Source organism: Microcoleus sp. A006_D1 (assembly GCF_036702805.1).
Lineage (GTDB): Bacteria > Cyanobacteriota > Cyanobacteriia > Cyanobacteriales > Microcoleaceae > Microcoleus.
Genome location: NZ_JAUBVZ010000002.1, coordinates 110,804 through 124,900, shown reverse-complemented (window position 1 = coordinate 124,900; position 14,097 = coordinate 110,804). Strand labels below are relative to the sequence as shown.

The following is a 14,097-nucleotide window of genomic DNA, read 5'->3' as shown; positions in this document are numbered from 1 at the left end:
CAGAGCGGGCATTTCCACGAGTTATGTATGCAAAGATAAAGTTAGGATTAACTCGCAAAGCTTCATTAAAATCTGTTACAGCACCCTGCTTGTCTCCTAAATTAAAGCGGACATTTCCACGGTTGTAGTAGGCAAAGGCATGGTTGGGATTAATTCGCAAAGCTTCGGTGTAATCGACTACAGCACCTTGGTTGTCTCCTAAGTTTTTGCGGGCCACTCCTCGGTTGTTGTAGGCATTGGCATAATTAGGATTAATTCGTAAAGCTGTGTTGTAATCGGCTACAGCACCCTGGCTGTCTCCTAAGTCATTGCGGTAAATTCCCCGGTTGTTGTAGGCAAAGGCTAAGTTAGGATTAATTCGTAAAGCTTCGGTGTAATCGGCGATCGCACCCTGATTGTCTCCTAAATAATAGCGAGAAAGACCCCGACTGTTGTAGGCTTCGGCATAATTAGGATTGAGGGCAAGTGCTTGAGTGTAAGCCGCTACAGCACCTTGATAATCTCCTTTTTTATACTTTGCCTCACCCAGAATAAAGAAATCCTCAGCTTTCGTCTGTGTCAGCACAAACGAACTCTGAACTTGAGCCGAGATAGCCAAAACAGCGGTTGGTGGTGCGATCGCACTTATTGCAACAGCACCAATCAACGCGATGGAAATTTTGTGAGAGAAGTTCATGGATTTTACCTGTCAATAAAAAAGGAATTTTGTTGCAGTTTATTGAAGTTTTTTCAGATTGTTAATGGCTTTTTGATAGTTATCTTTATCACCTTGCTTCTGATATAAGTCTGCTGCTTTCTGAAAGTCTTGAATCGCACCCTGCTTGTTTCCTAAGCTACGGCGGGCCACTCCCCGGTTGTAGTAGGCATTAACATGGTTAGGAGCAATTCGCAAAGCTTGGTTGTAATCGGCTACAGCACCCTGCTTGTCTCCTAACTTAAAGCGGGCAAGTCCCCGGTTGTTGTAGGCTTGGGCATAGTTAGGATTAATTCGTAAAGCTTGGTTATAATCGGCTACCGCACCCTGCTTGTCTCCTAAGTCATCGCGGGCATTTCCTCGGTTGTAGTAGGCTTTGGCATAGTTAGGATTAATTCGTAAAGCTTGGTTATAATCGGCTACCGCACCCTGCTTGTCTCCTAAGTCAGAGCGGGCATTTCCCCGGTTGTGGTAGGCTTGGGCATAGTTAGGATTAAGCGCAATTGCTTGAGTGTAAGCGGCGATAGCGCCTTGATAATCTCCTTTTTGATATTTTTGCTCACCTTGATTAAATAAATCCTCAGCTTTCGTCCCAGCCACCACAGACGCACTGGGAATTTGAGCGGATATGGCGAAAACTGCGGCTGATTGGGCGAGCGGAATCATTGCAACAGCACTAATTAAACCGATTGAAAGTTGGTCAAAAAATTTCATTGATTTTACCTGGGAATAAAAAAGAGAATTTATGACAATTTATTGAAGTTTTTTCAGATTGTCAATGGCTTTTTGATAGCTATCTTGATCTCCTTGTTTCTGAAATAGGTCGGCTGCTTTTTGAAAGTCTTGAATTGCCGCCTCCTTGTCTCCTAATTTAGCGCGGATATTCCCTCGGGTGGCGTAGGCTAAGGCATAGTTAGGATTAATTCGCACAGCTTCGTTGAAATCAGCGATCGCACTTTCGTTGTATCCTACACGAGAGCGAGTAACCCCCCGGTTGTAGTAGGCTTTTGAATCGCTAGGATTGATTCGCACAGCCTCGTTATAATCGGCGAGTGCACCCTGGCTGTCTCCTGAGTCATCGCGAGCATTCCCCCGATTGACGTAGGCTTGGAACGAGTTAGGATTAATTCGTAAAACTTCGGTGAAATCGGCGATCGCACCTTTGTTATCTTGTAAACGATAGCGGATAATTCCCCGGTTATAGTAAGCCTCGACATAATTAGGATTAAGCTTAATTGCTTGGTTCAAAGCTTCTAGATCACCATTAAGGTCTCCTTTCTGATACTTTTCCCCACCTTGATTAAATAAATCCTCAGCTTTTTCCCCTGCCGCCAAATCTGAGTTGTCAATCTGAGCAACATTGCTAAAAAAGCGATCGTTTCCCGCACGGCTGGGTTGACAAAAAAGTATACTTGTGGTTATGGAAACAACTAACCCTGTCACGAGTCCCGTCAAAATTTTAAATTTCATAAATAAATACAGATTTTTGGTACATCCTGTCACAGCTCAGCCAAAGGTGCAACCCATAACTTATCCTGATTCTGAAGCCGATCGCCCTAAATACTTGTTCGCACAGTCGGCGGTATAAACTATAACTAGAACTCGCGTGCAGAAGAGTAAGCTATGCAAAAAGTAGCAGTATTTGGCAACACTGGAGGCGGTAAATCCACTCTCAGCAAGAGATTATCGGACATCACTGGATTGCCACTTCACATCTTAGACAAGATTCAATATCGATCGGGCGGCGTTGAGGTGCCACAGGAAGACTATAAACGCGCCCATCAGGAAATTTTGCAGGCTGACAGATGGATTATTGACGGGTTTGGTTGCATGGAAACTCTCTGGCTGCGACTGGATGAGGCGGATACTCTGGTTTTTGTCGATCTACCGCTATACGTGCATTTCTGGTGGGTGACTAAACGAATGATCTCGGGTAACATTAAACCGCCCGAAGGCTGGCCAGAAAATAGTCCAATATTAAAGAGTTCGATTAATAGTTACCGCGTGCTTTGGTTGTGTCACAAATATTTGAACCCAAGATATCGCGAGTATATCGATCGGGCGCGAAATACCAAAAGTGTTTATCACATCCGATCTACTGAACAGATTTCGCATTTTTTTGAATCGATTGAAAATGAGATTAACTTTGAAAATGGTAGACTAGCCTAACGACTCAACTGTATAAATGTAGAGAGCCAAAATGAAGAGGTTTTCACATTTCATTAGACCTGCCTACTTAATCGTATAAGGTAGCAGGCTCTTTTGTCGCTCGGGCTAAATACTTGTTCGCAAAGTCGTTCGGCTAAACTTAAATCAGAAGTGAGTAACAATTAAAAATGCAAAATGTAAAATTTACAATGGAGGATTCACTATGACTTCACAACTTAAGCAAGCTATCGATATTGCTCAGTCACTCTCATTATCAGAACAACTTGAACTACTTAAAACACTATCCGCTATTATCCAACGCACCCATTCTCTGGAAACTGAAGCTGCGATAACAGAGGAAGATACAGATTTTTCACGCCTCAGCTTTCGCCAATCTTGGCAACAAGCCATAACAGAACAAACCTTACCCCTTTCTCAACTGTGGGAGGGAATTGATATTGACTGATTCGCCCCTCGTTGAAATTCGTCTCACACCTGAATTTCAGCGGAAACTGAAAAAATATATTAGAGCCGGAACTGTCGATCGGCTATGCTGAAGATAGAAAATTCACACCACCCTCAATCTCAAAATGCTACTCGTGCCCACGGCTGAACCAATTCCGCTAGTGGCTGATGCAAACGGTGTCATCCGCATTAGCACAACCAGAGTCACCCTAGATACAGTCCTTACAGCTTTTCTAGAAGGAGCCACAGCAGAAGAAATCCGGGAACAGTACCCGTCTCTTGAACTTTCGGATGTTTATTTTGCGATCGGCTACTATTTGCGATACCGATCCGAAGTTGACGCTTATCTGATGGAACGTCAACGTCTTGCCGCAGAAGTTCAGCAGGAAGCAGAAAGGCGTTTTAACCCAGTTGGAATACGCGATCGCCTCTTAGCAAGACGCAACCAAAAAGGGTAGTTTTATTTGAAGTCAGCCGCCGTGTTGCAGTAGGTCTGGCTATTGAGGAAATTTCGCTAATTGCTGAGTGCAGTCTGGAAGGAGAATGGGAAGGACAAGTGCGATTTTTACCTTTGCGCTAACTGCCGTACAATGGGCGCAATTAATGATACAGATTTAATGTGACTTAATAAATACAATAAAATCTTTGAAAGCTTGTGGGTTGTGGGTCGATCGCACTTCACAAACACCTACTTCTCTCTACTCAATGCGCTTGACAACTGATATAAATCATGATATAGTTTGAAACTTGCTAAAAATCTAAAATCTTTTTTTAACAGCAATTTATCAAACTTGAAAAAGCAAGCCCGAAATTATGAGCGACTCATCAACTAGACCAGCCCTAATCACCAAAGTTATCCCCGACAGCATCGCCGCCGAAATGGGATTTGATGCCGGAGACTCCATCGTTGCTGTGAATGGCGAAAAACCCCGCGATTTAATCGATTATCAATTCCTGTGCGCCGATGAATTTATCGAACTAGAAGTTTTAGATGCTAAAGGCAAAACTCACAAGTTAGAAATAGAAAAAGAGTATGATGAAGACTTGGGTGTGGAATTTGAAACCGCCCTTTTCGACGGACTAATTCAGTGCAACAACCGCTGCCCTTTTTGCTTTATCGACCAACAGCCTCCGGGAAAGCGCGAAACTCTTTATCTCAAAGATGATGACTACCGCCTCAGCTTTCTTTATGGCAGCTATCTCACTCTCACCAATCTAACTCAAAAAGAGTGGGAGAGAATCGAACAAATGCGGCTTTCTCCTCTCTATGTTTCTGTGCACGCTACGGAACCGGAAGTGCGAATTCGGTTGCTGAAAAATCTCCGGGCTGGCAAGATTTTAGAACAAATCAAATGGTTTAAAGAACGCCGCTTGCAAATTCACGCTCAAGTTGTTGTTTGTCCTGGTATTAATGATGGCGAACATTTGGAACGCACTTTGTTGGATTTGGCAAAGTTTCATACCGGAAATATCCCGGCTGTGGCATCGGTGGCTGTGGTGCCTGTGGGTTTAACTCGCTTTCGCCCTGCGGAAGATGAATTAATCCCGGTAACTGCCCAAAAAGCGCGGGAAGTCATCGAGCAAGTGCAGAAAATTCAAGGGGTTTTGAGTCAGGGAAAAGGTGGCGGAAAAACTAAGAAAAAGAGTTCAAAATCGCGCTGTATTTGGCTGGCTGATGAGTGGTTTTTAATCGCTGGTTTGGATTTGCCGTCGGCTGCCGATTATGAAGATTATCCCCAAATTGGTAACGGTGTGGGTTCGATTCGTCAGTTTATTCAGCAGTTTGAAACGGCTTTTGCGAAGCTGCAACCGCTGCCGGTGATTCCGCCGCGCCGGTTGGTTTGGGTGGTGGGAAATGCTGTTGAAAAGGCTTTTGAGCCGATCGCACAACAACTAAACCAGATTCCCGGCTTGTCCGTCAACATGGCTGCACTCTCCAGCCGCTACTGGGGACAAACTATCACTGTCACGGGTTTGCTCACCGGGCAAGATTTGCTGGAAGCTTTGCAGGGGCGAGACTTGGGAGATGGCATCCTCCTGCCGTCGGTGATGCTAAAACAGGGGGAACCGCGTTTTCTCGACGATATGACCCTAGAAGAGCTCGAAAACTCGCTGAAAACCCGGATTTTGCCGGTGAGCGGAGTAGAGGAACTAATCTCGGGGGCGATCGGTCTGGCAACTGCACAAGTGAAATTGTAAATTTTTAATCAAGCATTCAAAAGTAACATGAGTAGGGTAATTGTGACTTGTAACTGGCGGGTTGAGGCTTCAAATTAGAAACTTGAGACTTCAATCTTGCTCTAAAATTGTCTCTAGAATTGCAAAGTAATTAAAAAATTATGCGTGTTTTTCGTCAAATCGTGGTGGTCGGAGTGGGCGCTGCAATTACTTTCAGCAACGCCGGACAGAGTGCTTGTGCACAGCCTCCGGCTCAGTCGCAGGAAAGTTCTGCCCTTAGCAATCAGCTCGAATTAGCGCAGAATATTCGATCGACCTCGAACACATCGCCAGCATCAGCATCAGAGCCCGAACTGGCGATCGCCCTTAACCCGCCAACCTCCGAGTCTAATATCGCATCAACTTTCCCAAGCGAGCCCTTACTGGCATCACAGCCCCAACAGGCTGCTCCGGCTGTCCCCTCAACTGGGCCGGAGAATTTGGCGCAGTCTCGAACGCCGGCAGCGACAGGCGCTCAGCAGCAACCAGCCCCGAGCCGCCTCAACAATGTTCCGGTGCCGAGTTCCCCGGTACCAATTATCCGCGGCACTCCGAACGAAAGTTTCCCGCCTCTGACGCCGAAGGGCATTTTAGACACCAAGCCTCCGGGTTCCCTGGAACCCAACCCGAATCCGCTACAGTTTCCGACTAAGCCTGAGGATGTCAGGATCGAGCAAACTGAGTCAATTACGTTGCAGCAGGCGATCGATCTGGCGCGCCGCAACAGCCAAGTTTTGCAAATCGCCGAGAAACAAGTCGATCAAACTCGATCGGTACTGCGCGAACAGCAAGCTGCTTTATTTCCTGACCTGACTTTTCAAATGGGCGCCAGCCGCAGCGTCAGCGCCGGCGGACAGATAGGCGTGCAGTCTCAGATCCGCCGCCAAGATGCTTTAGCAGCTCAAAACCAACTACCGCCCAACACTCCCACGCCTCAAAATTTCGGCACCATCGGTCTCAACAACACTTTGCAGTTGAGCTACGACCTCGACATTTTCGGTCGCCGCAACGCTAACATCCGCGCGGCTAGGGAACAGTTGCGCTTTCGAGAACTGGATTTTGAGCGCCAAGCCGAGGAACTCCGCTTCGACACTGCTGAGGCTTACTACAACTTGCAAAACTCCGACGGACAAGTTGCGATCCGCCAAGCTTCGGTGAGAAATGCCCAGCAAAGTTTGCGGGATGCGGAAGCTTTGGAACGGGCCGGGGTAGGAACCAGGTTTGCTGTGTTGCAGGCTCAGTCAAATGTGGCTAACGAAGTGCAGCAACTGTCAGTCGCCCGTCGCGATCAGCGAGTGGCGCAGCGGCGGCTGGCTGAGATTTTGAATATCAGTCAGTCGGCGAACTTGACGGCGGCTGACCCGGTGGAGCAAGCCGGTGCGTGGAGGCTGTCTTTGGAAGAGAGTATCGTGCAGGCTTTTAAGAATCGCCCCGAGTTGGAACAGCAGTTGGTACAGAGGAATATCAGCCAGCAGCAGAGGCGATCGATTCGGGCTGGGGGGCTGCCTCAAGTGAATGTCACTGGTTCCTACAACTTCTTGGGGCAAACTTCTGACAACCAGGACCCGTTTGCAGCTCGCGGCTGGGCGAGCGGCTATGCGTTGCAAGCAAATTTGACTTGGAATATCTTCGACGGGGGCGCGGTGAGGGCGAGGGTGAAACAGCGGGATGCGGATATCTCGATCGCCGAAAGTCGATTTGACCAACTCCGCAACCAGGTGCGCCGGGAAGTAGAACAAGCTTATTTTGGCTTGGAGTCGAGTTTTGCCAATATCGAAACTTCTGAGGCGGGGGTTTTGCAGTCGAGGGAAGCTCTGCGTTTAGCCAGATTGCGCTTTCAAGCTGGTGTGGGCACTCAGACGGATGTGATTCAGGCGGAAACTGATTTGACTAGGGCTGAGAGAAACCGATTATCGGCAATTATCACCTACAACCAGGGGCTTTCGTCTCTCCAGCGGGCCGTGACCAACCTGCCGACTAACAATCTCTCGGATGCTCCTTGAGGTTGAGTTGGGTTGGGGCGATTCCCTAGGGACAGCTACGCCGCGCACCTTTAATCACAAAGGCAATTAGACATCGGTTAAACATCCGACACATTAGTTAATATTTTGTAATAGAGATCCATCTCAACTGCGTTAAGGAATCGGCAATGGCTAATATCAAGTTTGTGAAGGAAAATCAGGAAGTCATCGCAGCCGATGGAGCCAATTTGAGGCTCAAAGCTCTAGAAAACCGCATCGACTTGTACACGTTTTCGGGAAAAATGATGAATTGCGGGGGCATCGGTCAATGCGGCACCTGCATCGTGGAAATTGTTGAGGGCAGTGAAAATCTGTCGCCCCGCACTGACTTTGAGAACCGCAAGCTCAAGAAAAAGCCCGAAAACTACCGCTTGGCTTGTCAAACGATGGTTAACGGCCCGGTGAGCGTCAAGACTAAGCCCTAACTGGGGTTTCCGAAGGAAGAGGGAAGTTCGGCAACGGATTATGTAGCGGATTTAACGGATAGGAGGGAAGTTCGGCAACGGATTCCGTAACGGATGTAACGGATGTAACGGATGGGAGGAAGGAAGAGGGAGGAAGAAGTAGACATTCTCTGGCTCTGGGATGCTTCGAGTTTTCCTTTTGCCTTTGAGTGTTATCCTAGTTGTGTGTGTTTTCCTATTTTTTAATAAAGGCTGGGGTCTTCATGGAAGTTAACGATTTAGGGTTTGTGGCAACCATTCTGTTTGTATTGGTTCCCAGCGTTTTTCTAATTATTCTGTACATTCAAACGGCTAGCCGTCAAGGCGGAAAACAGTAGCAATTCCTGCTATTTTTGTCTGGCGAAAGCTAGTTGTAAAAAAAAGCGCCCCAGCAAAAAGTTGTTGGCGCTTTTTTATTTTTAAATCTTGAGTTTTGGCTGAACTGTACAGCTTAGCGATGAGAATCTAACCGACTGTGCGGGCTAGCAAGACGGGACAGTTGGCGTAGACTCGCACGTAGTCTGAGAGGGAACTTCCCACGAGTCGATCGAGATCCAGGAAGTTTTTGGCAACATTGGGCCGCCTATCGGGGGAACCGATGACTAATAAATCGGCATTCATATCGTCTGCTATCTGACAAATTGCTTCCCCTGGCTTGCCTGTCGAACTGACGCAGCGGTAGCTAACTCCCATTTGTTTTGCGATTGCTACTGCGGGGGCCAATACGGGGTCTTTTTCAGCAGTTGCTGTTAAATCTTCGCTAGATTTTCCAGTCAAATCTTTGGTGACGTGTACTAAAATTATTTCTGAGCCGCTGACTTCTTTGACGAAAGATAGCGCAAGCTGCAAGGACTGTTTGGCAGATTCTGAGTTGTCGAGCGCTACCATGACGCGCTTGATTCTTTTGACGTAGATGTCGTCTTTTACTAACAGCATCGGTCTAGATGTTAGCTGGAAAACGTACTGGCTGACTGAGTTTTCCAAAATCGATTGCAGCCGTCCGAGTCCCCGGGAACCCATAATTATTAAGTCGGATTGTTCTTCTTCTGCGACTTGGCAAACTGTGGTTTTCGGGTCTCCCTGTTTGAGCCGGGGATTGACTTTGCTGGGGTCGATTTTTAAAGACTGGACTGCTTGTGCTAAAATCTTGCCTCCTTCTTCCAACTTGGCGGCCATGCCATCGGATGTTACTTGAGGCGGCACGACGTGCAAGACGGTGACAGAGGTTTGTTGCAAGGAAGGGATGTCCATCAACATATTAAACATCTCTTCGCACAAGCCACGACCGGCGACGGCTACTAAAATTTTTTCGATCATGGTTTTTGGCGGTTAAAACGGTTGAGTTTTGTTGTGCGAGGTTAAACTAGGGCGTTGCTGCTCTAGTGAGTTAATGTTAAGCATAAGCCTGAAGTTTGCTTTATGATTTGTAGAAATGTAGCGTTTTGGAACAATTTGTAACGTGTTAGAGAACGATCGAACTCAACCAGAACTCGCATCGGCTGGTGCTATTCAAAACCGACTCGGGATGGACTCTGAGGGCTGGTTTGAATATTTGGTGCGAGTCTACCCTCACCATACTGACTACAGCGGCGCGGTTTGGCACGGGACTTACCTAACTTGGATGGAGGAAGCGCGAGTGGAAAGTTTGCGCTCTCTCGGTATCGAGTATGCAGAGTGGGTGGCGCAGGGTGTGGAATTGCCCGTGGTTGAGCTTTCGCTGCGCTACCACCGCTCTGTACAAATGGGTCAATCTGTGGCAGTCAGAACGCGGATGGCTGCTAGCGAGGGTGTGCGGCTGCTGTGGGATTACGAAATTCGATCGCCCGATGCTCAAGAATTATACGTGACAGCGCAGGTAACTTTGGTTGGTGTCGATCGGGAAAAGGGCAAGATTATCCGCCAATTACCCCCAGCGCTGAAGGAGGCTTTGACAAGACTTTCTGTTAAACCTTCAACTTAGGAATACCGGGCGGTTTCAACCGCGTCTATACAAACACTCACGCGCAAGCCAAGGGTTGAAGACAGAGTGGTTAAAATTAAGTTATCTTCTCCAATTTAAACCACCGTCTTCTGTTGATTCGCCGCTTCGTAGGAACTTTTAACAATGTCAAAAAACCTGGGATTGCCAGAGCAAAATATTGAAATCAAGCGCAATATTTTGGAGGATAATCAGTTAAACTCCGCCTTGACAACTGAAGAACAAACTATTGTTTCGGGAAACCAGGATAATTTAACAAACGGTGATTTAGCTGACAGTCAAGGTAAAATTTGGGCGATCGTTTGGCTGTCGGCGGCGCTGCTGGCGGTGTCGCTGGCCGCGATTTTTATTAGGTTGAGCGAACGGGAAATTAGTCCGAATGCGACTGTTTTTAACCGTTTGTGGATAGCAACTGCGGTGTTTGGACTGTGGAATGGTGCGGGGGAAGTGCGCCGCCGATTGTCTGGGAATGATGGTGAAGTGCGATCGGCAAACTACACTCTCCGCGATTTCATGCTATTAACAGCCGTCGGCGTGGTATCTTCTGCTTCATTGGGTTTCTGGGCTTGGTCGTTGACTCAAACTAATGTCGCTAATTCTACTGTACTGCGAAACTTAACTCCTTTATTTACTACTTTGGGGGGATGGCTGCTGTTGGGAAGGCGCTTTGACAGCAGGTTTTTGCTGGGAATGGCGGTGGCTTTGGGAGGTGCAATTGCGATCGGCATGGACGACTTGCACACAGCGGGAGACAATTTTGCTGGGGACATAGCTGCTTTGCTATCGGCGGTATTTTATGCGGCAAATCTGCTGATTGCAGAACATTTGCGGACGAAGTTTCCGGCGACAACTATATTGATGTGGCGCTGTTTTATTGGCAGCATCTTGATTTTGCCCCTAGTTGTCCTGGCGGGCGATCGCATTTTCCCTAATTCTTGGCAGGGATGGCTGGCTGTAATTGCTTTAGCCGTGATTTGCCAAGCTTTCGGCCAAGGACTTCTCATCCACAGTCTCGGTCGTTTATCATCGGGTTTTGTCGCTCTTTTCCTACTGCTAGAACCAGTGATTACCGCGATTCTTGCCTGGATGCTGTTTTCGGAAAGTTTGAGCTTATTTAATTGGTTGGCTTTCTCGGTGGTTTTGGCTGGAATATATTTGGCAAAATCTAGCACTTCTGCCGATAATAAATAAAATAAACAGGACAATAAACTTAAATGCTTGCAAAATCAATTGACCTGAATTCCTGGGATTACGACTTTAGTTTACTGCCTCAATATTTAGAAGTGTTGTTTGATAAATTGCGAATTGCTGTGGTATTTGGTGGGAACTGCGATCGCCCAGACTCTGTAATTTACAAAACTCACAATCCCCGCTCTTGGAAGAGTTACGAAATAGTCGCCCGCGAGATTGCCCAAGCATTGACAGAAATTGGCTTCAAGCAAGTCTATGTCATCCCTGACGACATGAACTTGCCGGAACAACTCAAACAAACAAATATCCATTTAGTGTGGCTGAATACGGGCGGAGTCCAGGGCTACAATCCTGTTTGTCACACTCCCGCTCTGTTGGAAATGTTGGGAATGCCTTATGTCGGTCACAATCCTTTAAACAGTTCAACTTTAGATAACAAACACGCTTTTAAACGGGAACTGCAATCAGTCGGAATTAAAACTGCTCCGTTTATGACTTGGCATCCTTCTCAGGGGATTTTGCAGCCGAATTTGCATGAGCGTTTTACCATTGCTTTTGGTGAGTATCAAGGGCCTTTTATAGTGAAACCAGTATCCGGCCGCGCTTCGCTGCACGTTCATTTTGTAGACAAACTTGAGGGTTTATCTCAGGCGGTGGCGGAAGTTCACCGAGCAACTCACAATACTGCTTTAATTGAAAAGTATTTGCCGGGACGAGAATTTTGTGTGGCGGTTTGTGGCTATGTTACTTATGCTAAAGGTGGTTTTACAAAAAACACGAAACCTTTTGCGTTTTCGACGGTAGAACGAGTTCTGGAGTCTGATGAACGCATCTTTACTTCTATGGACAAAAAGGCGATTACGGCCGATCGCGGGCGGTTGATGGGCGCGGAGGAACCTGAACTCAAACAGCAGTTGATTGAGTTGGCTCGCAAAATCTATTGGGAGTTTAGTTTGAACAGTTTGGTGCGGATTGATGTTCGCAGCGATGCTGATGGCTCGCTTTATGTTTTGGAAGCAAATCCGAAACCGGATCTGAAACATCCAGGCGAAAATGTGACGAGTTTGGTTGCTTTGGGTTTGGCGGAATACGGGATGAGTTATAACGATTTAATTTTTAGTTTGCTGGCGGATAGATTGGATTATTTGTTGACTCAACATATCGGAATTATTCCTCATATTGTGGATTTGCTTCATTAATCTGACTTTGGTAAAATATCTCGCAGGTAAGGTGCGGCGCAATGCGTACCTTACCTGTGTGTGGGTTTTTTGTAAATAAATATGAATTGTCGCGGCAAGTGAACACAGGCGCGCAAGTTGTGATAGCTTTGAGTAAGATAGCAATTACTGAATGCCATTTTTTGGGGCAAGCATCAGGGCAACTCAATTTATATCAATTAAATAAACAAATGGAAGCATTACTTTTATTAATAGGATTTGCAGGCGGTGCATTAATCTGCTGGCTAATTTTGAACAAGCGAAATTCACGCAATTTGGTGCGGATGCAGGGTTCGCAGGAGGCGATATCGAAGTTGGCGTCGCAGTTGGATGCCAGAACTTCGGAATTGCGGCAAAAAATGCAGAATGAAAATCAGTTAAATTATGAAGTGTCTGAGCTGCAAAGTCGCTTAGAAATTGTGACTAGGGAGCAAGATGTTTTACATAATCAAGTATCGCAATTGGAAGAATTTTTGGCAGGAATTGCCGAGGAGCGATCGCAAGTTGATTCTGTGATTGCTGATTTGCAGTCTCAGCTAGAAAATGCTGAACAAGCTGAGTCGCAGTTAGCGCAAGTGGCGGAACTTCAATATCAGTTAGAGGTGGCGGATCAAGAGCGATCGCAAATTAACGCTCAAATACTGGAAATGCAAGCAGAATTAGAGACGGTTGATGCAGAACGTTCTCAATTTCACGCTTTGCTGTCGGAATTTGACAGTCAGTTGGAAACTGTTAGTCAAAAGAGATCGCAGCTACAGTACCAGTTGTCGGAAATTCAAATTAAGTGCGATCGATCAATTCAAGAGCGCGAGCAGCTTGAATCTCAACTTTCTGGCTTGCAAGCTCAACTAGAAAGTGCACAGCAAGAAACCGAAATACTCAATTCTCAATGGGAAACCGCCCGCCAACAAGTAGAGCAATCTCAACCTGAATTATTAGAGCTGGAAAGACAGTTAGAAGTAGCTAATCAGGATAAAGTACAGTTAATATCTCAATTGTCTGAGCTGCAAAGTCAATCAGAAACGGTTGTTAGTGAGCGAGAACAACTTCAGTCTCAGTTGTCAGAATTGCAGAGTCAATTAGAAATGGCTAGCACAGAGCGATCGCAGTTTTGCGATCAAATTTCGGAATGGCAAACTCAAATCGAGAATGCTCATCAAAATCAAACTCATCTTCAATCTCAAACATCCGAATTAGAACAGCAGTTAGAAAGCCTAAATCAAACTCGTTCACAATTAGAATCTCAGCTCAATTCTCAACAGTCAGAATTCCAAACTCAAATCGATACAGCCCATCAAAATCAAACTCAACTGCAATCTCACGTATCCGAATTAGAACAGCAGTTAGAAAGCCTAAATCAAACTCGTTCACAATTAGAATCTCAGCTCAATTCTCAACAGTCAGAATTCCAAACTCAAATCGATACAGCCCATCAAAATCAAACTCAACTGCAATCTCACGTATCCGAATTAGAACAGCAGTTAGAAAGCCTAAATCAAACTCGCTCACAATTAGAATCGCAGCTCAACTCTCAACTGTCTGAATTGCAAAATCAAATCGAGACAGCAAATCAAAATCAAACTCAACTGCAATCTCACGTATCCGAATTAGAACAGCAGTTAGAAAGCCTAAATCAAACTCGATCGCAATTAGAATCGCAGCTCAACTCTCAACTGTCTGAATTGCAAAATCAAATCGAGACAGCAAATCAAAATCAAACTCA

At 46.2% G+C, this 14,097-nt stretch carries 14 protein-coding genes and 1 pseudogene; 11 read left to right on the top strand and 4 right to left on the bottom strand.

What is annotated here, in order from left to right:
* The 3 genes from QUB68_RS03465 to QUB68_RS03455 form a co-directional block, all read right to left on the bottom strand.
* The coding region (locus QUB68_RS03465; protein ID WP_332989431.1) for a tetratricopeptide repeat protein at positions 1 to 676 on the bottom strand (676 nt) is incomplete at its 3' end.
* A gap of 39 nt (positions 677 to 715) precedes the next feature.
* Positions 716 to 1,408 carry a tetratricopeptide repeat protein gene (locus tag QUB68_RS03460; RefSeq protein WP_332989430.1) on the bottom strand — a complete coding sequence of 231 codons (693 nt, stop codon included), beginning with the start codon at positions 1,406 to 1,408 and terminating at the stop codon, positions 716 to 718.
* Positions 1,409 to 1,447: 39 nt separating this feature from the next.
* Positions 1,448 to 2,164: a tetratricopeptide repeat protein gene (locus QUB68_RS03455; protein ID WP_332989429.1), complete on the bottom strand. Its 717-nt coding sequence runs from the start codon at positions 2,162 to 2,164 to the stop codon at positions 1,448 to 1,450.
* A gap of 153 nt (positions 2,165 to 2,317) precedes the next feature.
* Here QUB68_RS03455 and QUB68_RS03450 point away from each other — a divergent pair, with 153 nt between their 5' ends.
* From QUB68_RS03450 to psbM, 7 genes are all read left to right on the top strand, one after another.
* Positions 2,318 to 2,863, top strand: coding sequence for an adenylate kinase (locus QUB68_RS03450; protein ID WP_332989427.1), 546 nt, complete (start codon positions 2,318 to 2,320; stop codon positions 2,861 to 2,863).
* Positions 2,864 to 3,065: 202 nt separating this feature from the next.
* Complete coding sequence (locus QUB68_RS03445) at positions 3,066 to 3,308, top strand: hypothetical protein (RefSeq protein ID WP_332989426.1); 243 nt, start codon at positions 3,066 to 3,068, stop codon at positions 3,306 to 3,308.
* Between the two features lie 124 nt (positions 3,309 to 3,432).
* Entirely contained in the window at positions 3,433 to 3,765 is a 333-nt protein-coding gene (locus tag QUB68_RS03440) for a DUF433 domain-containing protein (protein ID WP_332989424.1), read from the top strand.
* Between the two features lie 355 nt (positions 3,766 to 4,120).
* On the top strand, positions 4,121 to 5,506 hold the full coding sequence (locus QUB68_RS03435; protein WP_332989423.1) for a TIGR03279 family radical SAM protein: 1,386 nt from the start codon (positions 4,121 to 4,123) through the stop codon (positions 5,504 to 5,506).
* A 140-nt stretch (positions 5,507 to 5,646) separates the two neighbouring features.
* The gene (locus QUB68_RS03430) at positions 5,647 to 7,527 is read left to right on the top strand and encodes a TolC family protein (protein WP_332989421.1); all 1,881 of its coding nucleotides are present in this window, start codon (positions 5,647 to 5,649) and stop codon (positions 7,525 to 7,527) included.
* Positions 7,528 to 7,673: 146 nt separating this feature from the next.
* Positions 7,674 to 7,970, top strand: coding sequence for a 2Fe-2S iron-sulfur cluster-binding protein (locus QUB68_RS03425; protein WP_332989419.1), 297 nt, complete (start codon positions 7,674 to 7,676; stop codon positions 7,968 to 7,970).
* A gap of 242 nt (positions 7,971 to 8,212) precedes the next feature.
* Positions 8,213 to 8,326 carry a photosystem II reaction center protein PsbM gene (psbM, locus tag QUB68_RS03420; protein ID WP_332989417.1) on the top strand — a complete coding sequence of 38 codons (114 nt, stop codon included), beginning with the start codon at positions 8,213 to 8,215 and terminating at the stop codon, positions 8,324 to 8,326.
* Positions 8,327 to 8,453: 127 nt separating this feature from the next.
* Here the strand turns inward: psbM and QUB68_RS03415 are convergent, their stop codons facing one another.
* On the bottom strand, positions 8,454 to 9,305 hold the full coding sequence (locus QUB68_RS03415; protein ID WP_332989415.1) for a universal stress protein: 852 nt from the start codon (positions 9,303 to 9,305) through the stop codon (positions 8,454 to 8,456).
* A 142-nt stretch (positions 9,306 to 9,447) separates the two neighbouring features.
* Here QUB68_RS03415 and QUB68_RS03410 point away from each other — a divergent pair, with 142 nt between their 5' ends.
* The 4 genes and pseudogenes from QUB68_RS03410 to QUB68_RS03395 form a co-directional block, all read left to right on the top strand.
* Positions 9,448 to 9,948: an acyl-CoA thioesterase gene (locus tag QUB68_RS03410; protein ID WP_332989414.1), complete on the top strand. Its 501-nt coding sequence runs from the start codon at positions 9,448 to 9,450 to the stop codon at positions 9,946 to 9,948.
* A 144-nt stretch (positions 9,949 to 10,092) separates the two neighbouring features.
* Entirely contained in the window at positions 10,093 to 11,157 is a 1,065-nt protein-coding gene (locus QUB68_RS03405; protein ID WP_332989412.1) for a DMT family transporter, read from the top strand.
* Between the two features lie 23 nt (positions 11,158 to 11,180).
* Positions 11,181 to 12,356, top strand: coding sequence for a D-alanine--D-alanine ligase family protein (locus tag QUB68_RS03400; RefSeq protein ID WP_332989411.1), 1,176 nt, complete (start codon positions 11,181 to 11,183; stop codon positions 12,354 to 12,356).
* Positions 12,357 to 12,565: 209 nt separating this feature from the next.
* Positions 12,566 to 14,097 (top strand): annotated as a pseudogene (locus QUB68_RS03395) (hypothetical protein); the annotation flags it as partial.